The following is a 17,321-nucleotide window of genomic DNA, read 5'->3' on the forward strand; positions in this document are numbered from 1 at the left end:
ACTATGAAGAAAATTTCCATCGTCATTCCTGCCCATAACGAAGAAGGAAACGTTGCTTTGGTTCATCAGAAAATTAAAGAAGTTTTTGATGGTTTATCCAATTATGATTTTGAAATTATCTTTGTAAATGATGGCAGCCGTGATAATACCCAACAAAAATTAGAAGAACTTTCCCGACAATATGACGAAGTAAAATTCATTGAGTTTTCAAGAAATTTCGGACATCAACCAGCCGTAAAAGCGGGAATGGACAATGCTCACGGAAATGCAGTGATCTCAATGGATGGCGATTTGCAGCATCCGCCGGAATTGATTCCGGAATTGATTAAAAAGTGGGAAGAAGGCAATGATATCGTTTATACGATCAGAAAATATCCAAAGCAGATTTCTTATTTTAAAAGGAAAACTTCTGATTTTTTCTATAAAATTTTATCAAGCTTATCAGATGTTGATTTAACGAAAGGGGGCGGTTCAGACTTTAGATTAATGGATGCAAGTGCAGTCGAAGTGATGAGAAGTTTCAACGAAGATGACCTGTTTTTAAGAGGTTTGACAAGCTGGATGGGCTTTAAACAAACAGGAATCGAGTTTACAGCAAATGAAAGAATTGCAGGAGAAAGCAGTTACAACCTTAAAAAAATGATCACTTTTGCCTTCACAGGAATTACAGCTTTTAGTGTAAAACCGTTGTATATTGCAGCTTATTTGGGCTTTTTGTTCTCCGGAATTTCAGTCGTTGGTTACGGTCTCTATGTTTTGTATGCATTCATTGCAAAAACCGAAATTTCTGGTTGGGCATCATTAATTATGACGATCGTTTTCTTTGGCGGATTACAATTGATAATCTTAGGAATTATAGGAATTTATTTAGGCAAAATCTTCAAACAGGTGAAAGAAAGACCTAATTATATCATAAAAAACAAAAATTTTCAATAATGGTTTTATTAAGTTTTGATATCGAGGAATTTGATATGCCATTAGAATACAAAGGTGAAATCTCTTTTGAAAAGCAGCTATCAATCTCACAAAACGGGCTCGAAAGAATTTTAGATATTCTTAAAAAATATAAAGTAAAAGCTACTTTTTTCTCAACGGTAGTTTTTGCAGAAAACAGTAAAAATTTAATCGAAAGATTATTAAGTGAAGGTCATGAACTGGCTTCTCACACATGGTTTCATTCAGATTTTGAAGAGAAACATCTGAAAGAATCAAAAGACCGATTAGAAGAATTATTTTCTACAAAAGTAACGGGTTTAAGGATGCCGAGAATGATGCCTGTAAGCAAAAATGCGGTGGAAAATGCAGGTTATTCTTACAATTCATCAATTAATCCCACATTTCTTCCGGGAAGATATAACAATTTGAAAGTTTCCAGAACGTATTTCAAAGAAGGAAAGGTGACACAGATTCCGGCTTCGGTTTCTCCGAATTTCAGAATTCCTCTGTTTTGGTTGAGTTTTCATAATTTTCCGTTGTCTTTTTACAAAAAACTGGCTTCTGATACGTTGAAAAAGGATAATTATCTTAATATTTATTTCCATCCGTGGGAATTTGCAGAAATTAAAGAGGAAGCTTTTAAATTACCGGGTTTTACCGTAAAAAATTCAGGAAAAGATATGATTGAAAGGTTCGATGAATTTGTTTCTTGGTTAAAAAATAAAAACTATTCATTCGGAACATTTCAGGAATTTCAAAAACAAATTGAATCATGAAAATAACTTTCGATGCCAAACGGTTTTTCCACAATACTTCAGGTTTAGGCAACTATTCCAGAGATCTTGTGAGAATTTTAGCGAAATATTTCCCTGAAAACGAATACATTCTTTTAAACAAAAATAAGTCAGAAAGAGGAGCAGATAGTTTAGAAAATCCCAATGTTCACTTTGCTGAAACGTCCAAAGGAAGTATGTCCCGTCAATTCAAAATGGGAAAAGATGCACAGAAACATAATGCAGATATTTTCCATGGATTATCAGGCGAGTTACCTTTGAAATGGGATAAAAAAACGATCAAAAAAATCGTTACTATTCACGATTTGATATTCGTAAGATATCCTCAATATTATTCTTTTTTTGACAGAAAAATTCATCTTTGGAAATTCAAAAAAGCAGCAAATTCTGCGGACAAAATTATTGCCATTTCGGAGCAGACAAAACTTGATATTATCCAGTTTTTAAAAGTTCCTGAAAGTAAAATCGAAGTGATTTATCAAGGGTGTCACAAAGCTTTTAAAGAACAGCAATCCAGTGAATTAATTCAAAATATAAAGCAAAAATTCAATCTTCCGGAAAGGTTCATTTTAAACGTCGGAACGATAGAAGAGCGTAAAAATTTATTGAATATCGTTAAAGCAATAAAAGATACCGGAATTCCTTTAATTGTCGTTGGAAAAAAAACAAAATATATTCAAAAAATAGCGAGTTTTATTCAGAAAAATAAAATGGAAAAGCAAGTTCATTTTTTGGAAGGCGTTTCTATGGATGAATTGGCTGTTATTTATAAACTAGCAGATATTTTTGTGTATCCAAGTTTTTTTGAAGGCTTCGGGATTCCTGTGATAGAAGCGCTTTTCTCAAAAACTGTTACCGTTACAAGCAACACAAGTTGTCTTCCTGAAGCAGGCGGACCGGATTCTGTTTATATCGATCCTGAAAATTATTTAGATATTCAATCAAAAATAAAATTTTTATGGGATAATGAATCGGAGAGAAAACGCCGTTCTGATAAGGGTTTTGAGTTTGTTCAGAAGTTTAATGACGAACCAATTGCCAATCAATTAATGGATCTCTACAAAAAAATATTGCAATAAAATCTTTGCATTTTAAAAATAAGTTCTACATTTGTACCACAAAATTTCAATAATGAAACCGAATTTTTTAACATTACATCATTACTATCATCATCTCTGCTAAGACGGAATTGATTGATAGGTAACTATGTTAAAAATCAAAATAATTAAAAACCGTCTGAGTAAACAGACGGTTTTTTTGTTTCTAAATTCTTCCCGGGCAATTTATTTCAATTAATCATTTTCGTTTACTCAGGTTTAAAATAATCAAAATGAGTAAATTAAAAATTGCCATACAAAAAAGCGGACGGCTTTACGAAGAATCCCTTCAGCTCCTCAAAGACTGCGGTATTTTCGTCAACAACGGAAAAGACCAGTTAAAAGTTTCTGTAGAAAATTTCCCCATCGAAATTATGTATCTGCGAAACTCCGATATTCCTCAATATCTGGAAGATGGAATCGTGGATATCGCCATTGTCGGCGAAAATCTGTTATTCGAAAAGCAAAAAAATATTAAAATTATTCAGAAGTTAGGATTCTCAAAATGCCGGGTTTCACTGGCTGTCCCAAAAGAAATCGAAACCGATAATCTGGAATATTTTCAAGGTAAAAAAATTGCTACTTCTTACCCGAATACCCTTAAAAATTTTCTTCAACAAAACAGCATTTCTGCGGATATTCACGTCATTTCTGGTTCGGTAGAAATTGCCCCAAACATTGGTCTTGCCGATGGAATCTGTGATATTGTAAGCTCAGGAAGTACATTGTTTAAAAATGGATTGAGAGAAACTGTAACGCTTTTAAAATCAGAAGCTGTACTGGCAAAAACATTTCAGTTAAGTAAAGATAAAGAAGATATTTTAGAAAAATTTCTTTTTAGAATTAAAGCTGTTTTAAAAGCAAAAAATTCAAAATATATTCTGATGAATGTCCCAAATAACAAAATCGAGATTATTTCTAAAACCCTTCCGGTTCTTAAAAGTCCGACCGTAATTCCTTTGGCAGAAGAGGGTTGGAGCAGTATTCATTCAGTAATTAATGAAGAAAGATTCTGGGAAGTGATCGACGAGCTGAAAGAAAAAGGAGCGCAGGATATTTTAATAATTCCAATCGATAAAATGGTGATTTGATATGAAAATTAATAAATATCCCGATAAAAATAAATGGGCTGAATTGATAAAAAGACCCGTTTTAAAAAGAGAAAAGCTCACCGAAATCATTGCAGATATTTTTAACCAAGTCAAAGAAAATGGAAATCAGGCTTTGATTGATTTTAATAAAAAATTCGATAATGCAGAAGTTAAAAATATTCAGGTTTCAGAAGAAGAAATAGAAAAAGCAGAAAGCTTAATCAGTAACGAATTGAAGTTTGCGATTCAACAGGCAAAAGAGAATATTACAAAATTTCACGCTTCACAAATCGTTGAAATTGAAAAGATTGAAACAACAAAAGGAGTTATTTGCTGGAGAGAAAACCGAGCGATAGAAAAAGTTGGAATCTACATTCCGGGAGGAACTGCCCCTTTATTTTCTACCGTTTTAATGCTTGTAATTCCCGCACAATTGGCGGGTTGTAGGGAGATTATATTATGTACTCCGCCTGATAAAAACGGAAATATTAATCCAGTCATTTTATATACGGCGAAACTTTGCGGAGTTAAAAAAATCTTTAAAACAGGAGGTGCTCAAGCTGTTGCAGCAATGACTTTTGGAACTGAGAATATTCCCAATGTTTATAAAATTTTCGGTCCGGGAAATCAATATGTAGTTGCTGCCAAAGAAAATGCTCAAACTTATAATGTTGCGATCGATATGCCTGCAGGACCGAGTGAAGTTCTTGTAATTGCCGATGAAAACGCGATTCCTTCATTTTGTGCCGCAGATTTACTTTCTCAGGCGGAACATGGAAGTGATAGTCAGGTGATTTTTATTTCTACGGATGAGAAAATTTTTAACCAAACGATCAAAGAAACGGAAAAACAGGTTAAAGAACTTCCAAGAAATGAATTTGCAGGAAAATCACTAAAAAACAGTCATTTTATTTTGTTAAATACAATTGATGAAGCTCTGGATTTCAGTAACTTATATGCACCGGAACATTTGATTTTGGCTTTGGAAGACTATGAAAAATATATTCCGAAAATTCAAAATGCAGGTTCGGTTTTTCTTGGAAATTATTCATGTGAAAGTGCGGGAGATTATGCAAGCGGAAACCAATCACACGCTTCCAACGAACGGATTTGCAAAGAACTACAGCGGAGTTTCCTTAGACAGTTTTGTGAAGAAAATCACGTTTCAGCATTTGTCAAAAGAAGGACTTCAAAATTTAGGAAAAACAATAGAAATTATGGCAGAAGCAGAAGGATTATTTGCTCACAAAAATGCCGTTTCAATCCGATTAAATCAAGAAAAATGAAAGAGTTTACGATCAATACATTAGTTAGAAAAAATATTTTGGAACTGCAACCTTATATCAGTTTCAGAGATCAAAATGAGTTTGAAAATCCGGTATTATTGGATGCTAACGAAAGTCCGTTTGGAGAATTGAATCGTTATCCGGATTCCACACAGAAAAAATTAAAGCAAAAGCTCTCAGAAATAAAAAATATTTCAGTTGACCAAATTGCAATCGGAAACGGAAGTGATGAGTTGATTGATTTAATTATTAAGGTTTTCTGTGAGCCTAAAAACGATTCAATTTTAATGATGAATCCGTCTTTCGCCATGTATGGTTTTTATGCTTCTATTAATGAAAATAAGGTTGTCAAATTAGATTTAAATGAAAATTTTGAAATTATAAAAGAGGAATTTTTAAATACAATTAATGATAATCAGTTAAAAATTTTCTTTTTGTGTTCCCCCAATAATCCGACAGGAAACAGTATCGATGATATTGAATTTTATGTTCAGAATTTCAATGGAATTGTGGTGGTTGATGAAGCATATATTGAGTTTTCAAATAAGAAATCCTCTATCGAACTTTTAGATCAATATCCTAATCTTATCGTTCTTCAAACCTTTTCAAAAGCTTGGGGAATGGCGGGAGCAAGAGTGGGAGTTGCATATTCGTCGAAAGAAATTATTCAACTGATCAATACGGTAAAAGCTCCTTATAATGTTAATTCTTTAAGTTTAAATAAAATAACAGAACTCATTAATATAAAGGATAATACAAATAAAAATATAGAAAATACTTTAATTGAAAAATCATGGTTGAAAGATAAATTTCAAGAGATAAATTGTATTACAAAAGTTTATCCAAGTGATGCCAATTTCTTTTTAATTGAATTTGAAAATGTAGATAAAGTGTATGAAAAACTATTGGAAAAAGAAATTTTGACAAGTAAAAGAAGCCCTCAAATTCCAGATTGCATCAGAATAAATGTTGGAAACAGAAATGAAAACATTCAATTAATTCAAGTTTTAAAACAGATAACCTTATAGATTTTCAAAACCTATAAGGTCTATTTAATTAAAGCATTACAAATATTTTAGATATGAAAAAAGTATTATTTATAGATAGAGATGGCACATTGATCATTGAACCAAAAACTGATTTCCAAGTCGATTCTTTAGAGAAATTGGAGTTTTATCCCGGAGTTTTTCAAAACCTTTCAAAAATTGCTAAAGAGCTTGATTATGAGTTGGTCATGGTGACCAATCAAGATGGTTTGGGAACAGAAAGTTTTCCTTATGAAGATTTTATAAAACCACATGAAATGATGTTGAAAGCCATTGAAAATGAAGGAGTTATTTTTAACGATATTCTAATTGATAAGACTTTTGAACATGAAAACCTACCTACCAGAAAACCAGGAATTGGAATGTTCGGAAAATATATTTACGGGGATTATGATCTTGGAAATTCGTTTGTGATCGGAGACAGATTGACTGATATTCAGTTAGCAAAAAATTTAACCTCAAAAGCGATTTTCATTAATACTATTCAGAATGAAGATGCAGAACTTACGACAGAAAGCTGGAGTGAAATTTATTTATATTTAAAACAAATTCCGCGAAAATCCAACGTTTCAAGAAAGACGAACGAAACGGATGTTGAAGTTGAAATCAACCTCGACGGAAGCGGAAATTCTGAAATTTCGACTGGATTACATTTTTTTGATCATATGCTTGAACAGATTTCAAAACACGGAAATTTAGATTTAAAAATTAAAGTAAAAGGTGATTTGCAGGTTGATGAGCATCACACGATGGAAGATACAGGAATTGTTTTGGGAGAAGCTGTTTTGAAGGCTTTAGGAAATAAAAAAGGGATTGAAAGATATGGCTTTCTGCTTCCGATGGATGATTGTCTGGCGCAGGTTGCCATTGATTTTGGAGGAAGATCTTGGCTGGTTTGGAATGCAAATTTTAAAAGAGAAAAAATCGGAGATGTACCGACCGAAATGTTTGAGCATTTTTTTAAATCTTTCACTGATTCGGCGAAATGTAATGTAAATATTAAAGTGGAAGGCGAGAATGAACACCACAAGATTGAATCGGTTTTCAAAGCCTTTGCAAAAGCAATAAAAATGGCTGTTAATCAAACAGATCAGAACTTTAATGTACCATCAACCAAAGGAAGTTTATAGATGATTGCGATTATAAAATACAACGGAGGTAACGTAAATTCCGTACAAAATGCATTGAACAGATTGAGTACAGAATCGATTATTACTGATGATTTTGAATTAATTCAAAAAGCTGATAAAGTTATTTTTCCGGGAGTTGGTGAAGCGTCCTCTACGATGAAAATTTTAAAGGAAAAAGGGCTGGATCAGTTAATTCCGACTTTACAACAACCCATTTTGGGAATTTGTCTGGGAATGCAATTGATGTGTAAAAGCAATGAAGAAGGAGATACCGTCGGAATGGGGATTTTTGATATCAATGTAAAGAAATTTCCTGCTAAAAATATTGTTCCGCACATGGGTTGGAATACGATTTCGGGTTTTAATTCAGATCTTTTTTCAGATGTAGAAGAAGAAAGCGACGTCTATTTTGTGCACAGTTTTTATTGTGAATTATCAGAAAATACAACTTCTATGTGCGATTATATTTTGCCTTTCAGTGCGTCTTTGCAGAAAGATAATTTTTTTGCAATGCAGTTTCACCCTGAAAAATCGGGTAGAATTGGAAGTGGATTATTACAAAATTTTTTAAAACTTTAAGTATGAAAATTATTCCTGCAATTGACATTATCGAAGGAAAATGCGTACGTCTGTCAAAGGGTGATTACGGAACGAAAAAAATTTACAACGAAAATCCTGTAGAAGTAGCTAAAGAGTTTGAAAGTTTTGGCATCAAATTTCTTCATTTGGTTGACTTAGATGGCGCAAAATCAAAACATATTGTTAACCAAAAAGTATTGGAAAGTATTGCTCAAGAAACGTCTTTACACATCGATTTTGGAGGTGGTTTGAAGACGTTGGAAGATATAGAAATTGCTTTTAATTCAGGGGCAAAACAGATTACGATCGGAAGTATTGCGGTTCAAAATCCTGAGTTTTGTTTTGATTTAATTCAAAAATTTGGTTCAGCGAAAATTATTCTGGGAGCTGATTGTGAAAATAGGAAAATAAAAACTTCAGGCTGGCTGGAAGAAAGCGACCAAGATGTTATTGATTTTATTATCCAATATCAGGAAAAAGGTGTAAAAAATACAATCTGTACCGATATTTCTAAAGACGGAATGTTGGAAGGACCTTCTACGGAATTGTATCAGGAAATTTTAACTCAAACTTCTATTGAACTGGTTGCAAGTGGCGGAATTTCGGGGATTGAAGACGTCTATAAAATGAAAGAAATCGGATGTTCCGGAACGATTATCGGAAAAGCGATTTATGAAGGGAGAATAAGCTTACAACAACTACAAAATTTTATTGAAAATGCTTAAAAAAAGAATTATCCCTTGTTTGGATATAAAAGACGGAACGACGGTAAAAGGAATCAACTTTGAAGGATTGAGAAATGCAGGAAATCCCATTGAACTGGCGAAAAAATATGAAAATGAAGGCGCTGATGAATTGGTTTTTCTGGATATTACAGCAACTATTGAAGGGCGAAAAACTTTTGTTGAATTGGTAAAAGATATTGCAAAAGAACTCAGTATTCCTTTTACAGTCGGAGGCGGAATTTCTACGGTTGAAGATGTCAGAAAACTACTGGAAGTCGGAGCAGATAAAATCAGTATTAATTCTTCCGCAGTTAAAAATCCGCAATTGATCTCTGATTTGGCGAAAGAATTTGGGAGTCAATGTATTGTTGTTGCTATAGATACAAAGTTTATTGATGGTTTGGATTGGGTTCACATCAAAGGAGGAAGAGAAAAGACGGATCTTAAAACCTTGGATTGGGCAAAAAAAGCGGAACAATCGGGAGCAGGAGAAATCCTTTTAACATCGATGGATGGCGACGGAACAAAAAATGGTTTTGACATAAGAATTACAAAATTAATTGCTGAAAACGTAAATATTCCTGTCATCGCTTCAGGAGGAGCCGGAAATAGGGAGGATTTTGAAAATGTTTTCAACGAAACAAAGGCTACAGGAGCTTTGGCTGCAAGTATTTTTCACTTTGGAGAAATTAATATCGATGACTTAAAACAAAATTTAAAACAGAAAAAAATAGCAATCAGATGAAAATAAATTTTAATAAATCGAAGGGTTTAGTACCTGTTATTATTCAGGATGACAGAACATTGCAGGTGTTGATGTTGGGTTATATGAATGAAGAAGCTTTTGAAAAGACAGAAAAAGAGAAAATTGTTACTTTTTTCAGCCGATCAAAAAACAGACTTTGGACGAAAGGGGAAGAATCTGGGAATTTTCTAACGGTAAAAAGTATTGATGTTGATTGTGATCAGGATACAATTTTAATTAAGGCTATTCCTGGAAATATGGTTTGTCACACCGGAAGTTTCAGTTGTTTTGGAGATAAAAGTTCGAAAGGATTTTTATATGAATTAGAAGGGAAAATCAACCAAAGAATTGATGAAAAAGTTGAAGATTCTTATACCTATTCTTTATACGAGAAAGGCATCAATAAAATGGCTCAAAAAGTAGGAGAGGAGGCTGTAGAACTGGTAATTGAAGCGAAAGATAATAATGATGATCTGTTTAAAAATGAAGCTGCAGATTTACTTTATCACTATTTAATTTTATTGAAAGCCAAAAATATCCGCTTAGAAGATATTGAAGAAACTTTGATGTCGCGTGACAAATAAGCTGTACTTTTATATGAATTAAAAACTAAAATCATGGCAGAAGACAAAAAAGAAAACCCGGAATTGCCGAAAAGCAGAGAACCAAAAGATCCGAATAGTGCTTCCGGAAAACAAGGAGGTAGTGTAGGAAAAGTAAGGACCAATGAAGCTGAAAAAGGCGGTACAAGAGGTGGATAAGATATTACAATTTATGGAAGTTTCGGCGGGCTTTGTCCGCCGAAACCCCTTATAATTCAATTAAAAATCATTTAAATTTTCAAGATAAGTCCGTTATAAACTTTACTTTACATTTTATTTATTTGCAACCGCAAAATGCTGTAACGCTCCGATTGTAGCCTTTCCGACATTAAAAACATACATAATATCCGTATTGGCAAAAGTATCGTCTTTTGTGTGCGGAAGATCACTTCTAAGATATTCAAAAAAGCCTGTAATTACTTCGCCTTTCTTCTCAAAAGAGACATAGTCGCTGTCTTCTGCGGGATCAGTTTTTGCCTGCAAAGGAGAATACAATGTTGTACAGGTCATCAATTCTTTTGTAACCTGCGTTGAAGCCGCATTATTTTTAGACGATCCACCTTGGTCTTCATCGCAAAAAACAGTATCATTGAACATGCCTTTTTTTCCACCGACCTGATCGAGATTAAACACCATCTTTATGTCAATCTGGCGAGTTTTATTTTGGAAAACGACATCATTTGCATAATGCTTACTTCCGTAAAGTCCCTGTTCTTCACCTGAAAAATGGATGAATTTAATAGAATATTCGGTAGGAATATCTTTTAAAATTTTCGCTGCTTCAAGAATAATGGATGTTCCGCTTCCGTTATCATTCACACCGGGACCGTTAATGCTGTCGAAATGCCCACAAATAATCACATATTTATCAGGATAAAGAGTTCCTTTTTTTGTGATGATAAGGTTTTTCGATTTTAACCTTCCTATAGAAAAAGGATCTTCCTCGATTTGATTTTCAGAATAACCGAAGGATAAATATTTATCTTTAATCCATTTCAGGGCATTGTCATTTTCTGCAGAACCAGTTGTTTTTACCCCAAGTTTTTCAAATTCTTTTAAATTTGATATGATATTTTCTTTCTTTAGCAGGTTCACTCTATCCTGATAAGCCTGAATAAAGGTCTGTGCACTCAAACTTAAAGTTGATAAAGAAAAGAGGAGAAGTGTAGTAATTTTTTTCACTTTAATAATGGTTTATAGTTTAATAATTCCACAAAAATAGCAATAAAAAAATCCCGAGCAAAAAACTCAGGATTTCTATATCTGTTTATTTTAATAACTATTTTCCGATAATTACTTTTCTTACTGCAATTTTATCGTTTGCTTTTATGGTACACAAATACGCACCATTTACTAAACTGGAAACATTGATTTTCGTTTCGTTTTCTTTGTTTAAAATCAAACGCCCGTTCATATCTGTAATTTCTATATTGAAATTTTTAACCTCTTTAGGAAGATCAATATTCAGGAAATCTTTAGCCGGATTCGGATAGATTTTTATCGATTCTAAAGCGTTCGTAGCTGTTTCATTTGTTCCTAAAACAGTTGTTGCCACTGCAAAATGCTGTAACGCTCCAACTGCCGCTTTTCCAACATTGAATACATACGTTGGGTCTACATTCGCAAAGGTGTCATTTACCGTATGTTCGTTATAGCTTCTTACATTCTCATAAAACCCTGTAATAATGTCTCCATTGGCTTCAAAAGGCATGTAATCTGATGAATATGCATTAGACATTACCGTTTGCAAAGGCGAATACAGCGTTGTACAATTTGCCAATTGCTGTGTAAATGAAAGAGAAGCCGCGTTATTTCCTGTTTGACCGCTTTGATCGCTTTCGCATTTTATAGCGGTATTTAGATTTCCTAGCTTTCCTCCAACCTGATCAATATTAAATACCAATCGTACATTCAACTGACGAGTTCCGTTTAGGAAAACAACATTATTCGCATAATGATTACTTCCCAATAACCCTTGTTCTTCTCCCGAAAAATTAATGAACTTGATCGAATATTCTGTCGGAATATCTTTTAAAATCCTCGCTGCTTCAAGGATAATTGAAGTTCCGCTTCCGTTATCACTCACTCCGGGACCGGTAATGGTGTCGTAATGCCCGCAAATAATGACGTATGTATTAGGATAAACGGTTCCTGTTTTAGTTATTATTAAATTTTTTGCACTTGTATTATTGCTTCCGAAAGTGAAAGAATCTTCGCTCATCTGACTTGCAGTATATCCATAAGAAAGATACTTTGCTTTTAACCAGTTTAAAGCATCTGTATTGGCGGTTGAACCTGTTGTTTTTACACCAAGGTTTCCAAATTCCTGCATCAGTGTTGTGACGTTGGTCTGAGAAACCATATCCGCTCGGTTTTTATAGGTCTGAATAAGACTTTGTGCCTCTAAGCCGTAAGTTGCTAATGAAATAAATAGAAGGGTAGATAATTTTTTCACTTTTAAAGAAAGTTTTAAGCATTTAATAATTAACAAATGTATATAATAAAAAAATCCCGAGCAAAAAAACTCGGGATTTATATTGATAACAAAAAATTCTACATTATTTTACTTGATCAACAACAGCTTTGAAAGCTTCAGGGTGATTCATTGCTAAATCTGCTAAAACTTTTCTGTTTAGTTCGATGTTGTTCTTTTTAAGAGCTCCCATAAACTGAGAGTAAGACATTCCGTGTACTCTAGCTCCCGCGTTGATACGCGTGATCCAAAGTGATCTGAAATTTCTTTTCTTTTCTTTTCTACCACGGTAAGCATATTGCATTGCTTTTTCTACCGCGTTTTTAGCTACAGTCCAAACGTTTTTTCTTCTACCGAAAAAACCTTTAGCTTGCTTTAAAACTTTTTTTCTACGAGCTCTTGAAGCTACGGAGTTTACTGATCTTGGCATAATTTAAATTGTTTTTTTGAAATGTGCGGTAATTGTTTCATTACTCTTAGGTGCTCCATTTCAGGGTTAAATTTTTGAATTTGTTTGAATTCCTATAAACCGAATATAGATTTATAAAAACTACTTAATTGCTAATTGACGTTTAACGCTTTTTTCGTCCACTTTTGCAACATAAGAAGTTTGCGTAAGATTTCTCTTCTGCTTAGTTTCTTTCTTTGTCAAAATGTGGCTTTTGAAAGCATTTTTTCTTTTAATCTTTCCAGTTCCGGTAAGTTTAAAACGCTTTTTAGCACCTGATTTCGTTTTTAATTTTGGCATTGTTTTGCTTTTTATTATTTTGTTATCAATATCTGTATTGGCTACTCCTAGATATTTTAGGAATAATAGTGTGCAAAATTACGAAAAAAAAATGAGACGTGAAAAGAAATTTTCAAGAGTTGAAGAGGGTAAAGAAGATGACGAAGTCTTTTTTAATAAAATAGGATAGGATTAAAATGATTTCCATTAAAAAACAAAAACTACGGACGAAAATATCACCCGTAGTTATCTTTAAATATATAAGTAAATTATGAGTTAATAAACTCTAAAAGGTCTTTATTAATAACATCTGCATGAGTTGTCGGCATTCCGTGAGGGAAGCCTGGATAAGTTTTTATCGTTCCGTTTTTCAATAATTTAATTGATTTTAAGGCTGCATTTTGGTAAGGTACAATCTGATCGTCTTCTCCATGAAGAACCAAAACAGGAATTTCAGTTGATTGTAGATCTTCTCTGAAATCAGTTTCAGAAAACGCTTTGATACCGTCGTAATGAGCAACGATTCCACCCATCATTCCTTGTCTCCACCAGTTTCTCTGGATTCCTTCTTTTATTTCAGCACCGTCTCTGTTATATCCATAGAAAGGGAAAGTAAGATCGATATAAAACTGTTGTCTGTTGTTCAACGTCTGGTCTCTGATGCCATCAAAAACTTCCATGGGTACACCATCCGGATTGCTGTCGCTTTTTACCATAATTGGCGGAACAGCACTGATTAAAACCGCTTTTTTCGCTCTGCCATTCGCATATTTGCTAACATAACGGATTACTTCACCACCACCTGTAGAGTGTCCGATGTGAACTACGTCTTTCAGATCAAGAAATTCTACTAATTCAGCAGCATCCGAAGCATATTGTTCAATCGTATGATTATAAATATTCTGACTAGAACGACCGTGACCTCTTCTGTCGTGAGTAACCACTCTGAAACCTTTCTGTAAGAAAAAGATCACCTGAGAATCCCAGTCATCGGAAGATAAAGGCCATCCGTGGTGAAACATCAATGTTGGTCCTTCTCCTTGATCTTTGTAAAAAATTTCTGTTCCGTCCTTTAATTTTAATGTACTCATAGTTTTTTTTGGTGTTTAATCGTTTGTTATTTATTTTGATGAATAAGTTTCTATTTCTTATTTATAAAGCAAATGTAAAGTAAAATTTTTACCGTAATCTTGATATAGGTTAAATTTTAATAAAAATTAATAACTATTATAAAATTATAAAAAATATTAAACAAATTTTAATAATCGATTAAACTACTTTAATAAAAAACGTAAATTCACTGATTTCCGTGATATTTAAAAACAAAAAAACCTCAAATTTCTTTGAGGTTACTATTTTACATCAGACTTTTGGTCTGATTATCGGATTATTTAGCTGGTTTTTTAGGACTCATCATCATAATCATTCTCTTTCCTTCAAGCTTAGGAAGCTGGTCTACCTTTCCAACGTGCTCGAGTTCCTGAGCAAGTTTTAGAAGTAAAATCTCTCCTTGATCTTTAAAGATAATCGAACGTCCTTTAAAAAATACGTAGGTTTTTAATTTTGAACCTTCTTCAAGGAATTTTTCAGCATGCTTTCTTTTGAATTCGTAGTCGTGTTCATCAGTCTGAGGTCCGAAACGGATCTCTTTTACCACTACTTTTACCTGCTTAGCTTTTAGTTCCTTTTGCTTTTTCTTTTGCTCATATAAGAATTTTTTATATTCTAATATTCTTGCAATAAACGGTTCAGCCTTATCGGAAATCACTACTAGATCCAATTCTTGTTCCGCAGCAAACTGTCTTGCTTTGTCGATTGGATAAATTCCCGGCTCTACGTTATCGCCCACCAAACGTAGCTCTCTCACACGAATTTTATCGTTGATCAAGTGTAAGTCCTCCTGTACAGGACGTCTTTGTGGGCCCCTGTTGTTAAATCGTTGTGCTATTGTATTATAATTTTATTGGTTAAATTCTATTTTTCTAAATTAAAAGATTTAAATTAATTTACAATCAGTAATTTTTAATTTATATAATCTTTTACTATTTAATTTTCTTATATCGCAGATTCTTTCTTAAAATAAGAAACGAAATCATCAAGTTTCATTACTCCAAGATCTCCTTCACCACGTCTTCTTACAGAAATTGTGCCATCATTCTCTTCATTTTCTCCTATTACCAGCATGAACGGAATCTTATTCAATTCTGCATCACGGATCTTTTTACCTGCCTTCTCGTTTCTGTTATCAATCTGACCGCTAATATCGTGATTTTCTAAAAATTGTGAAACTTTTTTTGCATAATCTGTATATTTTTCACTGATCGGTAAAACGATGAACTGATCCGGGCTCAACCACAATGGGAAATCTCCCGCTGTATTTTCAAGCAAAATAGCGATGAAACGCTCCATAGAACCAAATGGTGCTCTGTGAATCATCACTGGTCTGTGCTTTTCATTATCGTTTCCGATGTAGTGAAGATCAAATCTTTCAGGCAAATTATAATCAACCTGAATAGTTCCAAGCTGCCATTTTCTGCCTAAAGCATCTTTCACCATGAAATCCAGTTTAGGACCGTAGAATGCAGCTTCACCATATTCTACAACAGTTCTCAACCCTTTGTTTGCTGCTGCTGTAATGATAGCGTTTTCTGCTTTCTCCCAGTTTTCGTCTGAACCGATATATTTTTCTTTGTTTTCAGGATCTCTCAACGAAACCTGAGTCATGAAATCTTCAAAACCTAAAGATTTGAAAACATACAAAACAAGATCAATAACCGCTTCAAATTCTCCCAATAACTGATCCGGAGTACAGAAAAGGTGAGCATCATCCTGAGTAAATCCACGAACTCTTGTCAAGCCGTGAAGCTCTCCACTTTGCTCGTATCTGTACACAGTTCCGAATTCTGCATATCTTTTTGGTAAATCTCTGTAGCTCCATTGTGAAGTTTTGTAAATTTCACAGTGGTGAGGACAGTTCATTGGCTTCAGCATGAATTCTTCTCCTTCATTCGGAGTTTTAATCGGCTGAAAGCTGTCTGCTCCATATTTATCCCAGTGTCCGGAAGTTACATACAATTCTTTTGACCCGATGTGCGGCGTCATTACAAATTCATAACCTCCTTTTTTCTGAGCATCAGAAAGGAAATTTTCTAATTTTTTTCTCAAAGCAGTACCTTTTGGCAACCAAAGTGGTAAACCGGCGCCTACTTTTTCAGAGAAAGCGAAAATCCCAAGTTCTTTACCTAATTTTCTGTGGTCTCTTCTTTTTGCTTCTTCTAATCTTTCAAGATATTCAGTCAGTTCTTTCTGTTTAGGGAAAGAAATACCGTATACTCTTGTTAACTGAGGATTTTTTTCGTTTCCTCTCCAATATGCTCCGGCTGCATTCAAAATCTTCATTGCCTTTACAATACTGGTGTTCGGAATGTGTCCTCCACGACAAAGATCTGTGAAATCATCGTGTGTTACGAAGGTGATCTCTCCGTCATTAAGATTAGAAATCAATTCTACTTTATAAGGATTATCTGCATAAGTTTTTAACGCCTCTTCTTTAGAAACAGGGTATAATGAGAATGTTGAACCTTTTTTAGCATTTTCCAATACTTTTTTCTCAATTTTCTCAAATTCTTTGTCAGATAAACTTTCGTCACCGAAATCTACATCATAATAGAATCCGTTTTCGATTGCAGGACCGATTGTCAACTTAGCATCAGGATAAAATTCAAGGATAGCCTGCGCCAAAAGATGGGCAGAAGAATGCCAGAAAGCTTTCTTTCCAAGATCGTCGTTCCAGGTCAACAATTGTACCGTAGAATCCGTGGTTATAGGTGTGGTCGTTTCTACTTGTTTGTCATTTACAACTGCAGAGATGGTATTTCTAGCCAATCCCTCGCTTATAGATTTTGCCACATCTAGCGGAGTAACTCCCGCCTCGAATTCTTTGACGCTATTGTCTGGAAGTGTAATTTTTATCATTGTTTACTAAGAAATTTTAAGATGCAAAAATACGCATTTTTTATTTAAAATACTAAAATACGGGATATTTGAAGAGATATTTAATACTAAAAATTGAATAAATCCGTTTTTACTT

At 33.8% G+C, this 17,321-nt stretch carries 18 protein-coding genes and 2 pseudogenes; 13 read left to right on the forward strand and 7 right to left on the reverse strand.

Annotated elements, in window-relative coordinates; translation table 11 throughout:
• Window positions 1–3: 3 nt before the first annotated feature.
• From J3D55_RS13075 to J3D55_RS13130, 12 genes and pseudogenes are all read left to right on the forward strand, one after another.
• Complete coding sequence (locus J3D55_RS13075) at window positions 4–936, forward strand: glycosyltransferase family 2 protein (protein WP_259131710.1); 933 nt, start codon at window positions 4–6, stop codon at window positions 934–936.
• Window positions 936–1,712 (forward strand): polysaccharide deacetylase family protein, encoded by a 777-nt coding sequence (locus tag J3D55_RS13080; protein ID WP_259131712.1) that lies wholly within the window; start codon window positions 936–938, stop codon window positions 1,710–1,712. The genes J3D55_RS13075 and J3D55_RS13080 overlap by 1 nt, the downstream gene beginning before the upstream one ends.
• Window positions 1,709–2,809 (forward strand): glycosyltransferase family 4 protein, encoded by a 1,101-nt coding sequence (locus J3D55_RS13085; RefSeq protein WP_259131713.1) that lies wholly within the window; start codon window positions 1,709–1,711, stop codon window positions 2,807–2,809. The genes J3D55_RS13080 and J3D55_RS13085 overlap by 4 nt, the downstream gene beginning before the upstream one ends.
• 251 nt (window positions 2,810–3,060) lie before the next feature.
• Entirely contained in the window at window positions 3,061–3,918 is an 858-nt protein-coding gene (gene hisG / locus J3D55_RS13090) for an ATP phosphoribosyltransferase (RefSeq protein WP_259131714.1), read from the forward strand.
• A 1-nt stretch (window position 3,919) separates the two neighbouring features.
• Window positions 3,920–5,204, forward strand: a pseudogene (gene hisD, locus J3D55_RS13095) (histidinol dehydrogenase).
• A 38-nt stretch (window positions 5,205–5,242) separates the two neighbouring features.
• Window positions 5,243–6,232 (forward strand): annotated as a pseudogene (gene hisC, locus J3D55_RS13100) (histidinol-phosphate transaminase); the annotation flags it as partial.
• A 53-nt stretch (window positions 6,233–6,285) separates the two neighbouring features.
• Window positions 6,286–7,380, forward strand: a complete 1,095-nt coding sequence (hisB, locus tag J3D55_RS13105; protein WP_259131716.1) for a bifunctional histidinol-phosphatase/imidazoleglycerol-phosphate dehydratase HisB — start codon at window positions 6,286–6,288, stop codon at window positions 7,378–7,380.
• On the forward strand, window positions 7,381–7,959 hold the full coding sequence (hisH, locus tag J3D55_RS13110; RefSeq protein ID WP_259131721.1) for an imidazole glycerol phosphate synthase subunit HisH: 579 nt from the start codon (window positions 7,381–7,383) through the stop codon (window positions 7,957–7,959).
• Between the two features lie 2 nt (window positions 7,960–7,961).
• Window positions 7,962–8,684, forward strand: coding sequence for a 1-(5-phosphoribosyl)-5-[(5-phosphoribosylamino)methylideneamino]imidazole-4-carboxamide isomerase (gene hisA / locus J3D55_RS13115; protein ID WP_259131724.1), 723 nt, complete (start codon window positions 7,962–7,964; stop codon window positions 8,682–8,684).
• Window positions 8,677–9,429 carry an imidazole glycerol phosphate synthase subunit HisF gene (gene hisF, locus J3D55_RS13120; RefSeq protein ID WP_259131726.1) on the forward strand — a complete coding sequence of 251 codons (753 nt, stop codon included), beginning with the start codon at window positions 8,677–8,679 and terminating at the stop codon, window positions 9,427–9,429. Before hisA ends, hisF begins: the two co-directional genes overlap by 8 nt.
• Entirely contained in the window at window positions 9,426–10,013 is a 588-nt protein-coding gene (gene hisIE / locus J3D55_RS13125) for a bifunctional phosphoribosyl-AMP cyclohydrolase/phosphoribosyl-ATP diphosphatase HisIE (protein ID WP_259131729.1), read from the forward strand. The genes hisF and hisIE overlap by 4 nt, the downstream gene beginning before the upstream one ends.
• A 33-nt stretch (window positions 10,014–10,046) precedes the next feature.
• Window positions 10,047–10,190: a hypothetical protein gene (locus tag J3D55_RS13130; RefSeq protein WP_259131730.1), complete on the forward strand. Its 144-nt coding sequence runs from the start codon at window positions 10,047–10,049 to the stop codon at window positions 10,188–10,190.
• A gap of 114 nt (window positions 10,191–10,304) precedes the next feature.
• Here J3D55_RS13130 and J3D55_RS13135 read toward each other — a convergent pair whose 3' ends face one another.
• The 4 genes from J3D55_RS13135 to rpmI form a co-directional block, all read right to left on the reverse strand.
• Entirely contained in the window at window positions 10,305–11,213 is a 909-nt protein-coding gene (locus J3D55_RS13135) for a M28 family metallopeptidase (RefSeq protein WP_259131732.1), read from the reverse strand.
• A 97-nt stretch (window positions 11,214–11,310) separates the two neighbouring features.
• Window positions 11,311–12,486 carry a M28 family peptidase gene (locus tag J3D55_RS13140; RefSeq protein ID WP_259131735.1) on the reverse strand — a complete coding sequence of 392 codons (1,176 nt, stop codon included), beginning with the start codon at window positions 12,484–12,486 and terminating at the stop codon, window positions 11,311–11,313.
• 103 nt (window positions 12,487–12,589) lie between these two features.
• Window positions 12,590–12,934, reverse strand: coding sequence for a 50S ribosomal protein L20 (rplT, locus tag J3D55_RS13145; protein ID WP_047402053.1), 345 nt, complete (start codon window positions 12,932–12,934; stop codon window positions 12,590–12,592).
• A gap of 120 nt (window positions 12,935–13,054) precedes the next feature.
• Complete coding sequence (gene rpmI, locus J3D55_RS13150) at window positions 13,055–13,252, reverse strand: 50S ribosomal protein L35 (RefSeq protein ID WP_034711140.1); 198 nt, start codon at window positions 13,250–13,252, stop codon at window positions 13,055–13,057.
• Here rpmI and J3D55_RS13155 point away from each other — a divergent pair.
• Window positions 13,167–13,421, forward strand: a complete 255-nt coding sequence (locus tag J3D55_RS13155) for a hypothetical protein (RefSeq protein ID WP_259135229.1) — start codon at window positions 13,167–13,169, stop codon at window positions 13,419–13,421. The two genes, rpmI and J3D55_RS13155, sit on opposite strands and share 86 nt — an antisense overlap.
• Window positions 13,422–13,500: 79 nt before the next feature.
• Here J3D55_RS13155 and J3D55_RS13160 read toward each other — a convergent pair whose 3' ends face one another.
• From J3D55_RS13160 to thrS, 3 genes are all read right to left on the reverse strand, one after another.
• Window positions 13,501–14,322, reverse strand: a complete 822-nt coding sequence (locus tag J3D55_RS13160; RefSeq protein WP_259131742.1) for an alpha/beta fold hydrolase — start codon at window positions 14,320–14,322, stop codon at window positions 13,501–13,503.
• Between the two features lie 296 nt (window positions 14,323–14,618).
• Window positions 14,619–15,119: a translation initiation factor IF-3 gene (infC, locus tag J3D55_RS13165; protein WP_259131744.1), complete on the reverse strand. Its 501-nt coding sequence runs from the start codon at window positions 15,117–15,119 to the stop codon at window positions 14,619–14,621.
• A gap of 167 nt (window positions 15,120–15,286) precedes the next feature.
• The gene (gene thrS / locus J3D55_RS13170) at window positions 15,287–17,206 is read right to left on the reverse strand and encodes a threonine--tRNA ligase (protein WP_259131746.1); all 1,920 of its coding nucleotides are present in this window, start codon (window positions 17,204–17,206) and stop codon (window positions 15,287–15,289) included.
• Between the last annotated feature and the right edge of the window lie 115 nt (window positions 17,207–17,321).

The sequence above is a fragment of the Chryseobacterium ginsenosidimutans genome (assembly GCF_024807225.1).
Lineage (GTDB): Bacteria > Bacteroidota > Bacteroidia > Flavobacteriales > Weeksellaceae > Chryseobacterium > Chryseobacterium ginsenosidimutans.

Excerpts from the sequence above, each read along its gene's own strand:
- J3D55_RS13075 (WP_259131710.1), top strand. The coding sequence starts at position 4 with ATGAAGAAAATTTCCATCGTCATTCCTGCCCATAACGAAGAAGGAAAC.
- J3D55_RS13080 (WP_259131712.1), top strand. The coding sequence starts at position 936 with ATGGTTTTATTAAGTTTTGATATCGAGGAATTTGATATGCCATTAGAA.
- J3D55_RS13085 (WP_259131713.1), top strand. The coding sequence starts at position 1,709 with ATGAAAATAACTTTCGATGCCAAACGGTTTTTCCACAATACTTCAGGT.
- hisG (WP_259131714.1), top strand. The coding sequence starts at position 3,061 with ATGAGTAAATTAAAAATTGCCATACAAAAAAGCGGACGGCTTTACGAA.
- hisB (WP_259131716.1), top strand. The coding sequence starts at position 6,286 with ATGAAAAAAGTATTATTTATAGATAGAGATGGCACATTGATCATTGAA.
- hisH (WP_259131721.1), top strand. The coding sequence starts at position 7,381 with ATGATTGCGATTATAAAATACAACGGAGGTAACGTAAATTCCGTACAA.
- hisA (WP_259131724.1), top strand. The coding sequence starts at position 7,962 with ATGAAAATTATTCCTGCAATTGACATTATCGAAGGAAAATGCGTACGT.
- hisF (WP_259131726.1), top strand. The coding sequence starts at position 8,677 with ATGCTTAAAAAAAGAATTATCCCTTGTTTGGATATAAAAGACGGAACG.
- hisIE (WP_259131729.1), top strand. The coding sequence starts at position 9,426 with ATGAAAATAAATTTTAATAAATCGAAGGGTTTAGTACCTGTTATTATT.
- J3D55_RS13130 (WP_259131730.1), top strand. The coding sequence starts at position 10,047 with ATGGCAGAAGACAAAAAAGAAAACCCGGAATTGCCGAAAAGCAGAGAA.
- rplT (WP_047402053.1), bottom strand. The coding sequence starts at position 12,934 with ATGCCAAGATCAGTAAACTCCGTAGCTTCAAGAGCTCGTAGAAAAAAA.
- rpmI (WP_034711140.1), bottom strand. The coding sequence starts at position 13,252 with ATGCCAAAATTAAAAACGAAATCAGGTGCTAAAAAGCGTTTTAAACTT.
- J3D55_RS13160 (WP_259131742.1), bottom strand. The coding sequence starts at position 14,322 with ATGAGTACATTAAAATTAAAGGACGGAACAGAAATTTTTTACAAAGAT.
- thrS (WP_259131746.1), bottom strand. The coding sequence starts at position 17,206 with ATGATAAAAATTACACTTCCAGACAATAGCGTCAAAGAATTCGAGGCG.